This window comes from Halorussus lipolyticus (assembly GCF_029338375.1).
In the GTDB taxonomy this organism is placed as follows: domain Archaea; phylum Halobacteriota; class Halobacteria; order Halobacteriales; family Haladaptataceae; genus Halorussus; species Halorussus lipolyticus.
This window is the reverse complement of the sequence record NZ_CP119805.1, coordinates 211,175-225,849: the sequence shown is the minus strand read 5'-3', so window position 1 is coordinate 225,849 and position 14,675 is coordinate 211,175. Positions and strand designations below refer to the sequence as shown.

General features: G+C 67.6%; 16 protein-coding genes. 6 read left to right on the top strand and 10 right to left on the bottom strand.

Annotated elements, in window-relative coordinates:
• Positions 1-64 precede the first annotated feature (64 nt).
• On the top strand, positions 65-1,033 hold the full coding sequence (locus P2T57_RS18130) for an NAD-dependent epimerase/dehydratase family protein (RefSeq protein WP_276302149.1): 969 nt from the start codon (positions 65-67) through the stop codon (positions 1,031-1,033).
• 313 nt (positions 1,034-1,346) lie between these two features.
• Here P2T57_RS18130 and P2T57_RS18125 read toward each other — a convergent pair whose 3' ends face one another.
• Positions 1,347-1,691, bottom strand: a complete 345-nt coding sequence (locus P2T57_RS18125; RefSeq protein ID WP_276302148.1) for a hypothetical protein — start codon at positions 1,689-1,691, stop codon at positions 1,347-1,349.
• Positions 1,692-2,003: 312 nt separating this feature from the next.
• On the opposite strand from P2T57_RS18125, the gene P2T57_RS18120 reads away from it, so the two are divergent.
• The gene (locus tag P2T57_RS18120) at positions 2,004-2,612 is read left to right on the top strand and encodes a GNAT family N-acetyltransferase (RefSeq protein WP_276302147.1); all 609 of its coding nucleotides are present in this window, start codon (positions 2,004-2,006) and stop codon (positions 2,610-2,612) included.
• 82 nt (positions 2,613-2,694) lie between these two features.
• On the opposite strand, the gene P2T57_RS18115 is transcribed toward P2T57_RS18120, so the two are convergent.
• A complete protein-coding gene (locus P2T57_RS18115) occupies positions 2,695-3,393 on the bottom strand; it encodes a metal-dependent hydrolase (protein WP_276302146.1) in 699 nt (232 codons plus the stop codon).
• A gap of 121 nt (positions 3,394-3,514) precedes the next feature.
• Here P2T57_RS18115 and P2T57_RS18110 point away from each other — a divergent pair, with 121 nt between their 5' ends.
• Positions 3,515-4,198 (top strand): cyclase family protein, encoded by a 684-nt coding sequence (locus tag P2T57_RS18110; protein ID WP_276302145.1) that lies wholly within the window; start codon positions 3,515-3,517, stop codon positions 4,196-4,198.
• A gap of 15 nt (positions 4,199-4,213) precedes the next feature.
• Here the strand turns inward: P2T57_RS18110 and P2T57_RS18105 are convergent, their stop codons facing one another.
• Together P2T57_RS18105 and P2T57_RS18100 are read right to left on the bottom strand one after the other, a co-directional pair.
• Positions 4,214-4,444: a recombinase zinc ribbon domain-containing protein gene (locus P2T57_RS18105; protein WP_276302144.1), complete on the bottom strand. Its 231-nt coding sequence runs from the start codon at positions 4,442-4,444 to the stop codon at positions 4,214-4,216.
• 192 nt (positions 4,445-4,636) lie between these two features.
• Complete coding sequence (locus P2T57_RS18100; protein WP_276302143.1) at positions 4,637-5,554, bottom strand: ArsR/SmtB family transcription factor; 918 nt, start codon at positions 5,552-5,554, stop codon at positions 4,637-4,639.
• 122 nt (positions 5,555-5,676) lie between these two features.
• Here P2T57_RS18100 and P2T57_RS18095 point away from each other — a divergent pair, with 122 nt between their 5' ends.
• Positions 5,677-5,820: a hypothetical protein gene (locus P2T57_RS18095; RefSeq protein ID WP_276302142.1), complete on the top strand. Its 144-nt coding sequence runs from the start codon at positions 5,677-5,679 to the stop codon at positions 5,818-5,820.
• Between the two features lie 52 nt (positions 5,821-5,872).
• Here the strand turns inward: P2T57_RS18095 and P2T57_RS18090 are convergent, their stop codons facing one another.
• The gene (locus P2T57_RS18090; RefSeq protein WP_276302141.1) at positions 5,873-7,123 is read right to left on the bottom strand and encodes a hypothetical protein; all 1,251 of its coding nucleotides are present in this window, start codon (positions 7,121-7,123) and stop codon (positions 5,873-5,875) included.
• Between the two features lie 165 nt (positions 7,124-7,288).
• Between P2T57_RS18090 and P2T57_RS18085 the strand changes: the two genes are divergently transcribed.
• Positions 7,289-7,684, top strand: coding sequence for a CopG family ribbon-helix-helix protein (locus tag P2T57_RS18085; protein ID WP_276302140.1), 396 nt, complete (start codon positions 7,289-7,291; stop codon positions 7,682-7,684).
• A gap of 13 nt (positions 7,685-7,697) precedes the next feature.
• On the opposite strand, the gene P2T57_RS18080 is transcribed toward P2T57_RS18085, so the two are convergent.
• From P2T57_RS18080 to P2T57_RS18060, 5 genes are read right to left on the bottom strand one after another with little or no spacing between them, the layout of a single operon-like run.
• Positions 7,698-8,006, bottom strand: coding sequence for a hypothetical protein (locus P2T57_RS18080; protein WP_276302139.1), 309 nt, complete (start codon positions 8,004-8,006; stop codon positions 7,698-7,700).
• 60 nt (positions 8,007-8,066) lie between these two features.
• The gene (locus P2T57_RS18075) at positions 8,067-9,551 is read right to left on the bottom strand and encodes a DUF7519 family protein (protein WP_276302138.1); all 1,485 of its coding nucleotides are present in this window, start codon (positions 9,549-9,551) and stop codon (positions 8,067-8,069) included.
• Entirely contained in the window at positions 9,548-11,080 is a 1,533-nt protein-coding gene (locus P2T57_RS18070; protein WP_276302524.1) for a DUF58 domain-containing protein, read from the bottom strand. Before P2T57_RS18070 ends, P2T57_RS18075 begins: the two co-directional genes overlap by 4 nt.
• Positions 11,077-11,871 (bottom strand): DUF7269 family protein, encoded by a 795-nt coding sequence (locus P2T57_RS18065; protein ID WP_276302523.1) that lies wholly within the window; start codon positions 11,869-11,871, stop codon positions 11,077-11,079. The genes P2T57_RS18070 and P2T57_RS18065 overlap by 4 nt, the downstream gene beginning before the upstream one ends.
• Complete coding sequence (locus P2T57_RS18060) at positions 11,868-12,965, bottom strand: DUF4129 domain-containing protein (protein ID WP_276302522.1); 1,098 nt, start codon at positions 12,963-12,965, stop codon at positions 11,868-11,870. Before P2T57_RS18060 ends, P2T57_RS18065 begins: the two co-directional genes overlap by 4 nt.
• Positions 12,966-13,034: 69 nt before the next feature.
• Between P2T57_RS18060 and P2T57_RS18055 the strand changes: the two genes are divergently transcribed.
• Complete coding sequence (locus P2T57_RS18055; protein ID WP_276302521.1) at positions 13,035-14,138, top strand: M48 family metallopeptidase; 1,104 nt, start codon at positions 13,035-13,037, stop codon at positions 14,136-14,138.
• Positions 14,139-14,675 lie beyond the last annotated feature (537 nt).

The following is a 14,675-nucleotide window of genomic DNA, read 5'->3' as shown; positions in this document are numbered from 1 at the left end:
ATACGTACTACAATCCAGAGCCCTTTACTGCACTTTTTTACGTTGCCGGACAGATTTGCAAGCGATGACCGAATCAGAGACCGTACTCGTCACGGGCGGCACCGGATTCATCGGCTCTTACGTCGCGCAGGACCTCGTAGAGGAGGGCCACGACGTGGTGGCCTACGACCTCTCGACCGACACGCGAATTCTGGAGAAACTCGACATCGCCGAGGACGTCGAAATCGTCCGCGGGGACATCACCGACCCGACCAGCGTCATCCGGGCGGTCCGCGAATCGGGCGCGACCCGAATCGTCCACCTCGCCGCACTCCTGACCAACCTCGCGCGGGACAACCCCCGAGGAGCGGCCGAGGTCAACATCATGGGCACGAACAACGTCTTCGAGGCCGCCCGGACCCTCGATGACCAAGTGGAGCGCGTGGCGTGGGCCTCCTCGGCCGCAGTCTACGCCCCGCCGGAGAACTACGAGGGCGACTGGGTTGACGAGGAGGATTTGGTCTACCCCGACACGCTCTACGGCGCGACCAAGGAGTACAACGAGCATCAGGCCAAGGTCTACTTCGAGGACCACGGCGTGAGTCACGTCGGCCTGCGCCCCACCGTCGCCTACGGTCCCTACCGCGAGACCGGCGGGTCGGCCTTCCTCGCCAACATCATCGAAAAGCCCGCGGTCGGCGACTCGTTCTCGGTCGAATACGGCGACCAAGTTATCGACTGGCAGTACGTCAAGGACATCGCCCAAGCCTTCCGGAAGGCCGCCTTCGCGCCCGAGGACGACCTGAGCCAGCGCATCTACAACGTCCGGGGCGAGGTGGCGACCATCCGCGAGGCCGCAGAGGCGGTTCGCTCCATCATGCCCGACGCCGACATCGAGGTCAGCGACGAGGGCGAACTCCCGTGGACCCAGCAACTCGACATGACCGACGCACAGGAGGACTTGGGCTACGACCCCGAGTACGACCTCGAAACCGGCTTCCGCGAGTACATCGACGCCCTCCGCGCCGAGGAGGGTCTGGACCCGCTGGAGTAGCGCGATAGCTCGATTTCGACACCGCTTTTTGCGCAATTGCCGGTCCAAAAGCGGAGCGACGACGGTTAAACAATTGTTCTATTGGCCGAGAGAATTGTAAATGTTTGTCTGGAGGAGTGCGGACCGCTCGCAGGGCCTCACTCTACCCGGATGTCCATGTCACACACCGGACAGGAGTGGCTTCCGCCGCTGGCGTCGAGGTCCGATTTTTGGCCGGTCCACCTGCAATCGGGGCAGAGGACGGTCTCGTCGCTCATGTCCGGGTGTCGTCAGGTCAGCCACAAAAGAGTGGGGGAGACGCGCCGACCGCCGCTCAGTTCCCGCCGTCGAGTTCGTCGCGGTAGTCCGGGTGGACCCACGAGTACTCGACTTCGTGAAGGCCCTCGCGCACGTCCTCGTTGCGGGCCAGCGTCTCGGCCTCGTCGCGTCGGACGCCCTCCTCGTCGAAGGGCATCGCCGAGACGAAGACGCCTTCGTAGTGGTAGACCACGCGCTCGCCGCCCGTTTCGAGTCCCACCAGCCCGTAGGCCCCGTTCGACCGGCGCACGACGTGAGCGGCCTTCATGTACACCGCGTGGCCGCCCTGCTGGCGGGCGATGGCCTCGCAGAGTTGGTCGAAGACCGCGGTATTCCCGTTCGGCGCGACTGAACTGGCCATGTCCGACGAGACGCGGGCGACTACTAAAGGGGTGAGCCAACCGGAGTGAAAGTGAAAGTGGTCCGCCATGCGCGTCGAAAGCCGATTTTCCGACATCTCCGGAACGGAGTTGCTCGAACCCCTAGATTGATATGTATCGAGTAGTAGGTAGGTACGCGGGGCTGACCCACCGTCAGTATCTGCGGGCTGGTACCCCGAAACCACTACCCCAAACTGGATTTCTCCTCCGAATCGGACCGCACCGAGGCCACGCCCGCAGGCGATTCTGTCGCAGGCCGAAGCACACATGCTTCCCGAGGACGTAGTTCGTTCGTGTTCCCCAGCGAAGTCGAGACCGAACGACTCCGCTTCGTCCGCCTCTGCCGGGAGACGGTCCCGACGATGCGCCTCTACCGGTACATGCGCGCCGGGGCACCCCACATGAGCGAGGTCAGCGAGTACGTCATGTGGGACCCCCACGAGACGCCCAAGGAGACCCACGACTACCTCGCCGACGTAGAGGAGCAATGGGACGACTGCGGGCAGGCCACCTACGCGATTCTCCCCCGAGAGGAGTCCGGCGAAGACGACGAAGACGCCGAACTCGCGGGCACGACCAACCTCCATCTCGACTGGGAGCGCCGGTCGGCCGAACTGGGAATCTGGCTCCGCAAGCCCTTCTGGGGCCGTGGCTACTCCGGCGAGCGCGCAGAGGCCATGCTCGAACTCGCCTTCGACCGCCTCGACCTCGAACTCGTCGGGGCCTCTCATCAGGTCGGCAACCAGCGTTCCCGGCGGGCCATCGAGAAGTACGTCGAGCGATTCGGCGGGCAACACGACGGCGTTCTCCGCAATTTCGTCCCGAAAGGCGACGAGGTTCGGGACCTCCACCGCTACACCATCTCCCGCGAGCAGTACCGCGAGGCCACCGACGACGGATAGCCCGCCTGCTAGCGACCCCGACAGACTCTCCTGCGACCGAACCGCCCCAAGCCCCGTGGGTCGCCGGTGCGCTGATACTGGCTCAGTCCCCGCGCTCGGCCCGCGGCGCGGGGATGCTTGTCTCGCCACTCGCCTCGCTGTTCGCGTCAGCGTCCTCCTCGCATCTCACCTCACGGCTTCCCTCCCGGAACCGCTCGGGGAGGTGCGAGCGAATCCCGGCGGGGACGTGCGGAACGATGCGTTCCACCAGTCCAGCGAGGGGCTTGCGCAGGAGGGCGTACCCCGCCGACACCGCCAGCACGCCGGCGACGAAGGTCTGGGTCGGCCCGGTCCAGACCACGAACGCCGGGGCACCGAAGGCCGTGGCGACCAGCAGGTCCTCGGGCGCGCCGTCGTAGCGAACCCAGCGTTTCGGGGCGACCCACCGACCGCGGTAGTGGTCGTAGACCGCGCGGTCCGATTGGGCCTCCCACGGCCGGAGTTCGAGGCCCCCGCCGAACACGTCCATCAGCGAGTGGGCCGCCGCGCCGGCGAGGAACACCGCGAATCCGACTGTCTCGGCGAGTGGCACTGCGACCGCGAGGCCGACCGCCAAGACCGCCGCAACCGCGTAGTAAACTGGGTAGTGGAGCGTCCGGCGGTGGCCCGCGTAGAGGTCTAAGTCGGGGAACACGCTCCCGGCGACCCCCGCTACGAGCGCGACGGGGGCGAACTCCGGCGCGACCCCCATCGTCGCGGTAGCGAGGACAACACCGAACAGGGCGTGGGTTGTCGCCATCATGGAGTGGGGCGTAAGTCTCGGGGCGATAAATGCGTATCGTGTTGCTTCGTGTCACACAGAAAGCTCGGAAAGTTGACCGGCGGACGAAAGACCCTCGGCGGCCTGCCCCGAAGGCCGACCCATGCCAACCCGCGACCTCTCCCAATCGCTCGACGCCGACGCGACGGTGTATCCCGGCGACCCGGAAGTTGAGTTCTCCCCCTCGGCGACCCACGACGACGACGGCTATCGCGTGACCCGACTTCGACTCGGAACCCACGCCGGGACCCACATCGACGCGCCGAGTCACACCGAACCCGACGGGAAGAATCTGGACGAGTTCCGAATCGAGGAGTTCACCTTCGACACCCGAATCGTGGACTGCTCGGCGCTCGGGGCGCGAGAACCCATCGGCATCGGGGCGGTTCCGACCCGCGACGAGATTGGCGACGCGGAACTGCTGATTTTTCGAACCGACTGGGACGCCCACTGGGGCACCGACCGGTACTTCGACCACCCGTATCTGACCGCGGACGCCGCGAAGGAGTGCGCCGAGCGCGGACTGCACGTCGGCCTCGACGCGCTGAGTCCCGACCCGTCGCCGAGCGAGGCCGGGAGCGAGAACGAGAACAAAGAGAGCGAGACCGAAATGGAACAAGAGCCTGCTGGCGTGCCCGCCCACCGCGAACTCCTCGGCCGCGGGCGATTCGTCGTCGAAAACCTGACCGGACTGGCCGACCTGCCCGAGCGGTTCGAACTCCGAGCGTATCCACTCCCACTGGCCGGGGCCGATGGGTCGCCCGTCAGGGCAGTCGCGGTCTGGTAAGTCCCAGTCCGGTCGTCAGTGCGTCGATGGAAGCACGTCTTTCACCGGATAGAGGTCCTCGTGTATCCCCTCGGCGTCGCAGTCCTCGTTCGGACATCGATAGTACCACCCGTCGTCGGTGGCCTCGGAGGCCTGAAATCGCTCCCCGCATCGCCCACAGAACAGGAGCGAGTCGAAGTCGTCTGCGCCGCGCGAAAGGTCTACGTCGTTAGCGTCGGTCTCCCGACTCTCAAGCAGTTGTTCCATACAGTATTATTCCGTGGCATAATATAAAAGACCCACCGTTTTTCTACGTGTTCGGGAAAGGTCTCGGAAAATTTAGCCCGTGAGGGTTGGAATCGAAAGACGGCGCGGGGGAATCGACCGACGGAAGCGCGACAGGGGCAAAAAGGTACGGGAGGGAGACGACCGGGAACGGAGACAGAACAACGCGAGGACTCACCGATTGTGCAGGTACCTCACGACACCGAACCCGAGGAGAACCACCAGACCCCCGGCGAAGAACAGAACGCCCGGCGGTAGGCCACCGGCCAGTGCGTCCCCGGCCGCCGAACTGCCGGACTCGACTACGGTAGTGGTGGCCTCGGCGGCCCTGTCCCCGGCGCTCTGGGTCGTCTCGGCGAGCGTCCCGGCCGACTCCGTGACCGTGGTTCGGGCCTCCTCGGCGGTCGTGGCAGACTCGGTGGTCCGGGCGGCGTCGGCGGTCGTTTCGGCGCTCGCCGCGGTTTCGGTAGTCGTTTCTGCGGTGGGCGTCGAACCGCCCGCGCCGTTCGGGCCGGGCGCGCTGAGGTTTTGGTTCTGGGATTCGGTCGTCGCAACGTCCGCGCCGCTACCGCCGCCAGCGCCGCCACCGCTGTCAGCGCCGCTACCGCCGCCCTGAAACTCCACGTCGGTCGCCGGTCCGCCGACAGCGTTCGGACCGCCGAACAGGCGCTGGACGACGAGACTCGACAGGCCCAAGATGCCGAGCGCGCCCAGCAGTTTCGAGAGGGCAGATTCCAGACCCGGCGCGTCGTCGTCGCCGCCGGCAAACACGACCAGCGGTTTCGCCGAGGGGGCGTAGACTTTCATCTCGCGGCCCTTCTCGGAGTAGACCGTATCGGCGACTTCCACGAGGTCGGCGTCGGCGAGGCGTTCGAGGTGATACCGGACGTTCTGGATGGAGGTGTCGGCCTCCTCGGCGAGGACGGAGGGCGTCGCGGGGTCGTCGTAGAGTACTGCGAGCAGGTCGCGGGCGGTCTCGGACTGGAGGGCGGAGAGGAGGTCGTCGGCGTCGTCGCTATCGACGCCGATGACGCGGGGTTCGCCTCCGTCGCCCGCCGAGGGGTCGGGACTGGAGGGCAGGAGGTCGGCCATATCGGCTTGTTGCGGTCAACCGGGTTATAATTTTGTCCCTGTCGAGTCGGTCGGATTAGCGGGAGCGTCCGCGGAAAGCGACCGCCCCAAACTACAAGCCGAAAGTTGTGGTAAATCGTGGCATGGCAAAGTGTCCGCACTGCGAGTCCGACGTGACCGACTGGGCCGAGCGACTGGAGCAAGCAGACCGCGCGAGTACCCCGAAAGTCTGGACCTGCCCCGAGTGCGATTCGGTGCTGGGCATCTCCGACTGGGGGTCCCAGTAGCGTTTACGTTTCCGTTTTCGTTTGCGTTTACGTTTTGCTGGTGTCGGTCTCCTTACTCCTCTTTGATGTTCCATCCGCGCCACCGCGAGATGGCTCCCTGCCGGTCGATGGCGTACGCGCCGAAGGGGAGGCCGGGGTCGATGTCGTAGGTGATACTGGCGGTGTCGTAGTCGCCGCCGACTTGCGAGACGCCGTGGACCGAATCGCCCTGCGCTATCCACCAGACGATGCGGTCGAGTCGGCTGTCGGGGTCGGTCGCTGACACCTCGAACTCGACTCTCTCGGTGGTCTGGCGGGAGGTTCGGAGGATGTTGGCCCTCGGATTCCGGCGCTCGACTATCGGCGCGCGATTTCCGCCGGGGCCGACCTCGACGGTCCATTCGACCACGCCGAGCGGGTCGTCGCCCTCTCTGGACGACTCGTTCTCGCGGTAGACCTCCGAGCGGACCCGGTAGGTGCCCGTCGAGTCGAACCGGTGGGTGAACGTCGTGCGACTGGCCGAGTTGAGACCGCCGTAGAACAGGTCCGGGCCGGGTCGCCACTCGCCGTCCACGTACCACTCCGACCGGATGTACTCGCCGGGGTAGTCGCTGGTCTCGGTCTCGAACAGGACCGTGGTGTCCGGTTGGGCCGTGACGTTCGCCTTCGGACTCCCGCGCGAGACGGTCTGGGAGGGTCGGGACTGGGTGACTTGGCTCCCGTTCAGCGAGACGATTGCGGGGCCGGCGAGCGCGAACGCGGTGACGCTCCCCTCGAAGGCGAACTCGTCGGCTCCTCGGTCCGGGCCGACGTGGCCGACTGCCCGGTCGTTTCCCACCGTATCGCCGCTGTCGAGTTGCCGGAGGTTGCTCTCCACCGCGAATTCGTAGGCCGCGACACCGCCGCCCTCGCTCCGGATTGCGAGTCTGTTCGCGCCGGAGTTGGCGTCGAAGTCGCCGGCGGTGAGCGACCCTGCGGGGCGCGGGAAGGACGACGACGAGACTGTCGTTCCGTTCCGGTAGAGCGTCGCCGGACCCGCGAGGACGAGGCCGGTGATTTCCCCGGAGTAGTCGAACGTGTCGGTGCCGCGCTCCGGGCCGACGTTGCCAACGGCGTGCGGGCCGCTGACGGTATCGCCGCTATCTCGCTGTTTCAGGTCGCCGCTGACCGTGAACTCGTAGACGCCGAACCCGCCGCCGTCGCTCTCGATTCGGAGGGTGTTCGAGCGGTCGGTCTCTGCGGTGGCTGAGTGGCCGGCGAGCGGTGCGACGCCGCCGGCGACGCTCCATTGTAGGAACCGCCGTCGTGAGTTCTCTCGCTCCATGCCGTGGTCTACGGGAAGCGAAAGCAAAGTTATAGCCCGCGTATCGTCAGTATCTGGGGCTTAACGTCGGGTCGGACGGCGATTCGACGGTGGCCCGGTCTCGGGACGACTGCCTCGGGCCTCGAACCCGAAATATCCATCCCCGGTCGGGACCAACCCGAAGCCATGCGAACCAGCCTCAACGTTCCCGAGGAGGTCCTCTCGGCGTTCGACGAGACGTGGCAGGCCGAGGGCCTCGACTCTCGTTCGCGGGCCATCAGGGAGGCCATGCGCGAGTACGTCGAGTCCCACGCCGAACTCGAATCGGCCGAAGGCGAGGTGATGGCCGTGCTGGCCTACGACTACGAACACGACCCGGTGATTCGGGACCTCCACTCGGTCCAACACGAGTTCGGCGACGTGATTACCGCGACCAATCACGTCCACAAGGGCGAGTGGTGCATGGAAACCGCCTTCTGCGAGGGACCGGCCGAAGAGGTCCGGGGTCTGGTCTACCGCCTCCGGGACTTCGACGCGGTGGCGCGGGTGAAGGTGATGGTCCTCGGGGCGGACAGAGAATAACGGCGTCGCGGTCTCACTCCTTGCTCTCGGCGGTCAACCGAAAGCCGTAGTACATGACGAACAGCGCGGCCACCGCGGCGACTCCTCGGAGGAGGTACACCACCGACTGGGGGTAGGTGACGCCGAACTGGGGTTGAAGCGCCTTCACGACGCTTCCGGTGACCACGACGAGAATGGCGAGTGCCAACCGACGACCGACGTTCGTCATCTGGATACACCAGTATCGGAGGGTGTACGCCAACTTGAAACCCGCGACTCCGAGACCGCCGAAATCTTCAATTACCTCGCTTCGCGCGACGACGCCCAGTCGCTTGCCCGTCACGCCAATCCATCTAATTGTCTACCATCCCTCTCTAATCGGAAACAAAACGAGAATACGTCTCTACTCATCACGCTCGAACAGGACCGCGAAGCACAGCACCGCGACCAGCAGGAGCGCGACGGCGAGTCTCGCCCGCCACGCTGGGACCGAGAACTCGACCCGACCCATGACGAACGCCGTCGCGCCCGCCAGCGCGACCCCGCCAGCGCCGACCAGCAGACTCCCGACGGCGTGGGCAGACTCGCCGGTCCGGGTCTCGGCCTCGCGCCCGATTTGAACCCCGAGGCCCACCGCGTTGGTCCCGAGGTCGTGGACCACGAGCGCGCCCGCAACGCCCGCCAGCGCGGCGAGCGCGGACCCGCCGGCCTCGGCGACGACGAGCGAAGCCACGAACAGCGCCACGCCGGCGATAGCGAACCCGGTGGCCGACTCCGTGGCGACCCACGGCGCGACCACCGTGGCCAGCGCGCGCCGGACGGCGGCGACGGTGAACAGCGCTGTGGCCACCGCACCGGCGACCACACCGGCCAGTCCCACGTTGCCGACCGTGTTGGCGACTCCGGACCCCGCCGAGGACACCACGGTTTCGGACCCGGCCCAGACGCCGAGGACGAGGGCGACCCCGAGCGTCACGAGACCACCGGCCGAGAGCGCCACCGCCCGCGGCGGGTCGCTCCCGGCCCAACTCACGAACAGGGCTTGCAGGCCCCGAGCGAGCAGGACGCCGAGCAGTCCCAGAATGCCGACCGAAAGCGGGACGTGCAGGACGCCGGTGGTCAACAGGAGTTCGACCGTTCTCCCCAGCACCGACAGCAGGTCGAGGAACACGGCGAACCACCGCGGTCCCCACGAACTCAGCGCCAGCGCGACCTGCGCCGCGAACGCGGCCCAGTAGGCCCGCGGGGCGTCCTCGAATCGGAAGTCGAACCGGGCCAGCGTCGCCCCGCGAACGTCCCGATTTTCGGGGAGCCACCGGTCGAGTATCGGCACCGCGAGGCGCATCAACTCGGCGAGGACGAAGATTTCGACCTGCAGGACCACCAGCAGGGCGAGCGCACTGGCCGACAGCAGGCCCGAGACGCCGGCACCCGCCAGTCGCCCCATCGCGCCGACCATCCCGAGGTGGACGGCGACTGCGACGACCGCCCCGACCGTGAGGAGGGTCGCCGACCGCCAGACGGCTTCAACCGCCGGTTGCTCGACTCGCGCGTCGAACGAGACGATGGCGTTGATTCCTGCCCCCGCCGCTGAGATTCCGACCAACAGCGCGACCGCTTCGCCCCCGACCACCGCCACGCCGGCGAATATCGACGCGCCGACGACGACGCCGACGCTTCCGACCGCCCGCCGGGCGTTGGCCTCGGACTGCATTGCCCTGACGCCGAGCGCAGAAATCACCGCTCCCGCGAGTCCGCCGAGCGTGGGCCAGAGGGCACCCTCGGCGACCCCGAGCGCGATGCCGACCAGCGCGGTCACGACGAGCGCGACGGTTCCGCCGAAACTGGTCGCTCCTCGTTCGGGACCACCGGAGTCGCGTCCGTTCATCCCGACCACCTCGCGGTCGCCTTCGAGATGGCGACCCGTATCGGGTCGTCGGGCGACCAGTCGGCCACCCGAATCTCACCGGTCCGGACCTCGGCGAGTCGCCGGGCGCGCTCGATTCGCTCGACGCCGCCGCCGGGCGTGTCGGTCCCCGTCACGTCTGGACTCACGACCGTCACGGCGTGGCCGTAGGCCCGGAATCGCTTTGCGACCTCGACGGCGTAGTCGTCGGCCATCGGCGAGAGGAACACGACTTGGGCCGAGTCAGGCATCCGCTTGCGGAGGGTGTCGAAGCGGGATTCGTTCGCCCGATTTTGCCGACTGTCGTCGAAGATGCCCGCGGTCGGCGTTCGCTCGCGGGCGCTGGCGTCGAGTTCGGCCCGGAATCGGGCGACCTGCTCGTCGCCGCCGCCGGGCGCGAGGTAGGTCTCTGCCGGGCCGAAGACGGCCAGTCCCACCCTGTCGTTGCGCCGGACGAAGGCCTCGGCGAGTCGCTCGGCGGCGTACTCGCTCAACTCCACCGCGTCGGGTTCGCCCGCCCGCTGGGCGACTCTGGCGGGGGTTCGGGCGTCCACGACCACCATCACGGTCGCCGACCGGTTCTCGCGGAACTCCACGGTGGTCAACTCGCCGACCTTGGCGTATCGCTTCCAGTCGATTCGACTCATCGGGTCGGCCGACTGGTACTCGCGGGTGGCGTAGAACTCGACGCCCTCGCCGCCCGAGTCGGTCGTGATGTGGCCGGGGTGCGACGAGGTGTCTGCCGGGAGGGGCACGTCGTCGGCTCTGGTCTCGCAGGTGATTCGACCCTCGGCCTCGCGCTCGAACCGGCGTTCGGCGCTCCCGCTGACGTTCCGGGCCACCAGACTGGTCGGTCCGAACTCGTGGGTCCCGCGCTGTGCCCGGACCGAGTAGGAGAAGGCGGCCTCCTCGCCCGCCCGGAGACTGGTGCAATGGCGGGGTGAGCCTTCCACGACGCCGAGTCGCTCCGGCACGCCGTCAACGACTCTGAGGTCCGCGATTGGCTCCTCGCCGTCGTTTCGGACGATGACGGTCACTTCGACTTCCCTGCTCGGCAGGGGCGACCGCTCGGAAATCTCGCGCTCGACCGACACCGAGAACGCGGGCGGCCGGGTGCCGTACTGGTAGGCCGCGTAGGCGAATCCGACGACGCCCGCGAGGAATATCGTCGTGTTCTTGGTCAGGATGCCGCCAGCGCCCGCCAGCAGGGCGACGGTCGTGCCGGGGTTCCACCGCGGGCCGGTCCTGATTACGGCCGGTTCGTCGTCCGCGTTCGATTCCCCATCGTCGTCCGCGTCCGCCTCGTCGTCGTCCGAATCCGGGTCGTCGGATTCGGCTCTCTCGCCGTCACTCGACCCGGCCCTGCCGCGGTCCAGCATCTTCCGGACGGTACTCTGCCCGTCGCTTCGACTCCGAGTGTCTCTCCTCGCGCTGGTCACGCGGAAGGCCCCGAAGTAGACGACGCCGAGGACGCCGACCATCAGCGCGATGGCGACGACTCGCTCGTTCATCGCTGAGACACCTCTGGATTGCTTTTAGAATTAAAATTATATGTATCGGAACTGTCCACGTCTACCTCGCCCCGCTCGCGGATTTCCTCGCGTTCGGGAGGTTCGCCACGCTCGCGGGCCTCGATTGCGTCGAGCGCGTGGGTCGCCCACCGCTCGAACCGCTCGCCGCTGGCCCAGTCGCGGATGCGGGTCCGGAGCGGCGCGAGGTGTCGCCCGCCGAGGAGCGCCGCCGCCCGCGGGTCGTCGGTCCACGTCCCGTCCGAGATTCGCCGAGCGGCGGTCTCCTCGCTCACGTTCTCGTCGGCAGAGACGACCGCGATTGCGACCTCGCGGATTCGCTTGCGGGCTTTCCGTCGCCGGGCCGGGAGGTCGGCGGACTCGCCGGGGTCCAACTCGAACACCGAGTCGATTTCCTCGCCGGTCGTCCGGTACTCGTCGTAGTAGGCCTTCTCCGGGGGTCGGGCGGGCGTCCATCGGTCGGACGCCGACCGGCCTCGTCGGTCCTGCGCTCGTCCTCGCTCGCGCCGGTTCTTCTCGACCGCCGCGTCGGTCGCGGTCTGGCGCAGGGCCTGCGCGCCCAGCAGGCCCGCGACGACGCCGAACAGCACGATAGCAATCGGCGAGGCGACGATTCTCGAAATCGGCCGGAAGACGCCGGCCGGGAACAGCCACGGCAGGAGGGCCACGCCGAGCGCGAGCGCCAGTGACGCCCCGCCGATACCCCAGAGGCTCCGTGGCTGGCGAAGTTTGGCGGTGGCGCGGCCGGCGAGTCTCGCGGTCCGGCGAATCATTTCTCGTCCCTCCAGAAGTCCCGGAGTCGGTCGAGCGCCGACCGGGCCGAGTCGGTCCGGTCGTCACGGGGCAGGTCGCCGTATCTGACCTCCCGGAAGGCGTCGGTGAGTCGCCGGACGGCCTCGTCGGGGTAGCCCTTCTTGGCCGCCGTTCGGGCGACTTCGCCGGGCGTCCGGGCGTCCCGGTTCCTGACCGGCACCCGGTCGCGCATCGTCTCCCACGCCTCCTCGACAGAGGGCGGACCGGTCTCGTCGGGTTCGGCGGTGTCTCCGCTCGGGCCGCTTCGCCCGGAATCGTTCTCGTTTCCTCCTCGGCCGAGACTCGGCACGCTGACACTGCCGAGACTGGAGAGAATGCCTGCTCCGGCACCCAGTCCGGCCAGCGCGCGGGGAATCGCGGCGAACGTGACTGCCAACCCCTGCGCGCCGACCCGGAGGGCTTGGCCGGTTCCGCGGGCGAGGCCGACGACGAGCGTCCCGGCGCTTCGGCCGACCTCACCCGTCAGGGCGGCGGCGTCATCCAGCAGTCGGGGAATCGACGCCGAGAGACCGACGACGAAGGCCATCGTCCGGGTCGGAATCGCGCCGACGAGTTCGCCGATGGGGGTCCCGCCGACGACGAGCGTGAACGGGAGCGCCCCGGCTGTGGCGCTACTCACCGCGAGCGCGCCGGTCCCGAATCCGACGAGGACGACCAGACCAACGAGACCGAGCGCGGTGAGTACGATAGGGGCGAACAGTCCTCGGAGAACGTCACCGACGCTCGAGGCGGCCTCGGTCGTGGTCTCGCGCGCTGTCGTCGTCGTCGCCTCGTCCGTCGCGGTCGTTTCGGTCGGGGCGGAGTCTTCGTCACTCCCCGAAGCCGTCGCGCTCATCGAACTCTCGTTGGTCGAGGTCTGGGGGTTCTGTTTGGAGGTGCTACCGGAGTCGTCGGGGCCGGTGTCGCCACTCACGGGGGCGTCCGGGCCGTCGCCACTGACGCCGACGCCAGCGGGTTGGCTCCCGAAACCGCTGGCGGGCAGGAGGGTTGCGGCGAAGGCGACGGCGAAGACGCAGAGGGCGGCGAGGGCGGCGCGGCGGCGTTCGTGTGCCACGAACGAGACGAAAACTTTCAGTCAAATATATCTTCCCTCTCCTGCATAGCACTACCCACTTCGCCCTCCATGCCACCCACTCGCTCCTCGGACGACCGCCGGCCCGACGACTCGGAACTCACCCGCCGAATCGCCGCGGTCCTCGCGCTGGTCCTCGTTGCCGACGCGGCGTTCGTCGCGGTCCTCGCGTATCTGTTCAGACCGTGGGTCGTCGCACTGGTCGGCGGGGCCGGCGATTCGGCCGGCGTCGCGGGCGCAGTCGGGTGGTTGGCGCTCGTCGCGCTCTCCACGCTCGCGCTCGCGTGGGTACAACTTAAATATACGCGCCGAGAGCTTCTGGGGGCGGCGGACGCCCGGTCGGTCTCCGAGACCGAGTACCCGGACCTCCACCGTCGCCTGCGCAGACTCGCCCAGACCGCCGAGATGACGCCGCCGGACCTCGCCGTCGCCGAGACCGAGACGGCCAACTGCTTCACGGTCGGCGACCTGCGCAGGGGGACCGTGGTGGTCTCGACCGGCCTCCTCGACGCGCTCTCGGCGTCGGAACTCGACGCCGTGCTTGCCCACGAACTCGCGCACCTCCGGAACCGGGACGCCGTGGTCATGACGCTGGCGACCTTCCTCCCGGCGCTGGCGAACGACGACTACTCGCTGGTCCGGGACTCGTCCGGTCCTGCTCGGACGCTCGCGCTCGGTCTCGCGGCGGTCGTTGGCTACGCCGCCAGCACCGCGCTGGTTGCTGTGCCGGCGTTCAGCGCCGCGTCGTTCGTGGCCTTCGGCGGGTTCGCCGCGTTCACGGTCCTGTTCGGCGGGGTCGCACTCGGCCTGCTGGCGCTCCCGGTCGTGGTCCTGAGCGGGGTCCTCTCGCGCTCTCGGGAGTTCTCTGCGGACCGCGCCGGGGCACTGCTGGCCGGGGACCCGTCTGCGATGGCGAGCGCCTTGGAGAAACTGGACGCCGAGGCCGCCGGAAGACCGACCGAGGACGTGCGAGCGAGCGGGATTCGGGAACTCTGCTTCCTGCCCCACGGCCTCGTTCGCGCCGACGCCGAGGAGGACGCAGGCGACGACCCCCTCGCCGGTCTCCCCCTCGACGTGGCGACCCACCCGCCGACCGAGGAGCGAATCGCCCGACTGCGCGACTTGGCGGCCGAGGGGCGAGACGGGTATCGGTAGGCCGAAACCGCCGAAATCGGTCGATTTCAGGAGGTTGGTTCTAGTTGATTTGCCACCCCGGCGTGCGCTGGCAGACCCTCGTGGTCTGCCATATCGCGCGAGGGATGAGTAGCGCAGGCCGGAGTCCTTGTGAGCGAAGCGAACGAGGGCACGGAAGACGTGATTTGTCTTCCGGCGGCCGAGGCTTGCGAGACGCTCGCGTCTCGCTGATCTGCGAACGTCGTTCGCAGACAACGCAATCGGTTGGGGAGGCTGTGGCCCGCGGTAGCGGGGCGGTGCGGTGCTGTGTGGTTGCGTGAGACGGCTATGCTCAAGCCTGAAGCTAGCTTCTCGCCGCCTTCGAGTCCGTTCTGCACTGTCACTTAACTTCCAACGCAGAATCCCCCAGCATCCGACACAGCATCGCCACTCACCCTCCGACGGAGAAAATACCACCACGACCCAGACGCAGGAACCAACTCAACAATTCTTAGACAAACAATAACAATTCCTTCCCACAACTACTCAGTCTCAAAACGATAGAAAACGACCGAGAAA

Excerpts from the sequence above, each read along its gene's own strand:
- P2T57_RS18130 (WP_276302149.1), top strand. The coding sequence starts at position 65 with ATGACCGAATCAGAGACCGTACTCGTCACGGGCGGCACCGGATTCATC.
- P2T57_RS18125 (WP_276302148.1), bottom strand. The coding sequence starts at position 1,691 with ATGGCCAGTTCAGTCGCGCCGAACGGGAATACCGCGGTCTTCGACCAA.
- P2T57_RS18115 (WP_276302146.1), bottom strand. The coding sequence starts at position 3,393 with ATGATGGCGACAACCCACGCCCTGTTCGGTGTTGTCCTCGCTACCGCG.
- P2T57_RS18110 (WP_276302145.1), top strand. The coding sequence starts at position 3,515 with ATGCCAACCCGCGACCTCTCCCAATCGCTCGACGCCGACGCGACGGTG.
- P2T57_RS18105 (WP_276302144.1), bottom strand. The coding sequence starts at position 4,444 with ATGGAACAACTGCTTGAGAGTCGGGAGACCGACGCTAACGACGTAGAC.
- P2T57_RS18100 (WP_276302143.1), bottom strand. The coding sequence starts at position 5,554 with ATGGCCGACCTCCTGCCCTCCAGTCCCGACCCCTCGGCGGGCGACGGA.
- P2T57_RS18095 (WP_276302142.1), top strand. The coding sequence starts at position 5,677 with ATGGCAAAGTGTCCGCACTGCGAGTCCGACGTGACCGACTGGGCCGAG.
- P2T57_RS18090 (WP_276302141.1), bottom strand. The coding sequence starts at position 7,123 with ATGGAGCGAGAGAACTCACGACGGCGGTTCCTACAATGGAGCGTCGCC.
- P2T57_RS18085 (WP_276302140.1), top strand. The coding sequence starts at position 7,289 with ATGCGAACCAGCCTCAACGTTCCCGAGGAGGTCCTCTCGGCGTTCGAC.
- P2T57_RS18075 (WP_276302138.1), bottom strand. The coding sequence starts at position 9,551 with ATGAACGGACGCGACTCCGGTGGTCCCGAACGAGGAGCGACCAGTTTC.
- P2T57_RS18070 (WP_276302524.1), bottom strand. The coding sequence starts at position 11,080 with ATGAACGAGCGAGTCGTCGCCATCGCGCTGATGGTCGGCGTCCTCGGC.
- P2T57_RS18065 (WP_276302523.1), bottom strand. The coding sequence starts at position 11,871 with ATGATTCGCCGGACCGCGAGACTCGCCGGCCGCGCCACCGCCAAACTT.
- P2T57_RS18055 (WP_276302521.1), top strand. The coding sequence starts at position 13,035 with ATGCCACCCACTCGCTCCTCGGACGACCGCCGGCCCGACGACTCGGAA.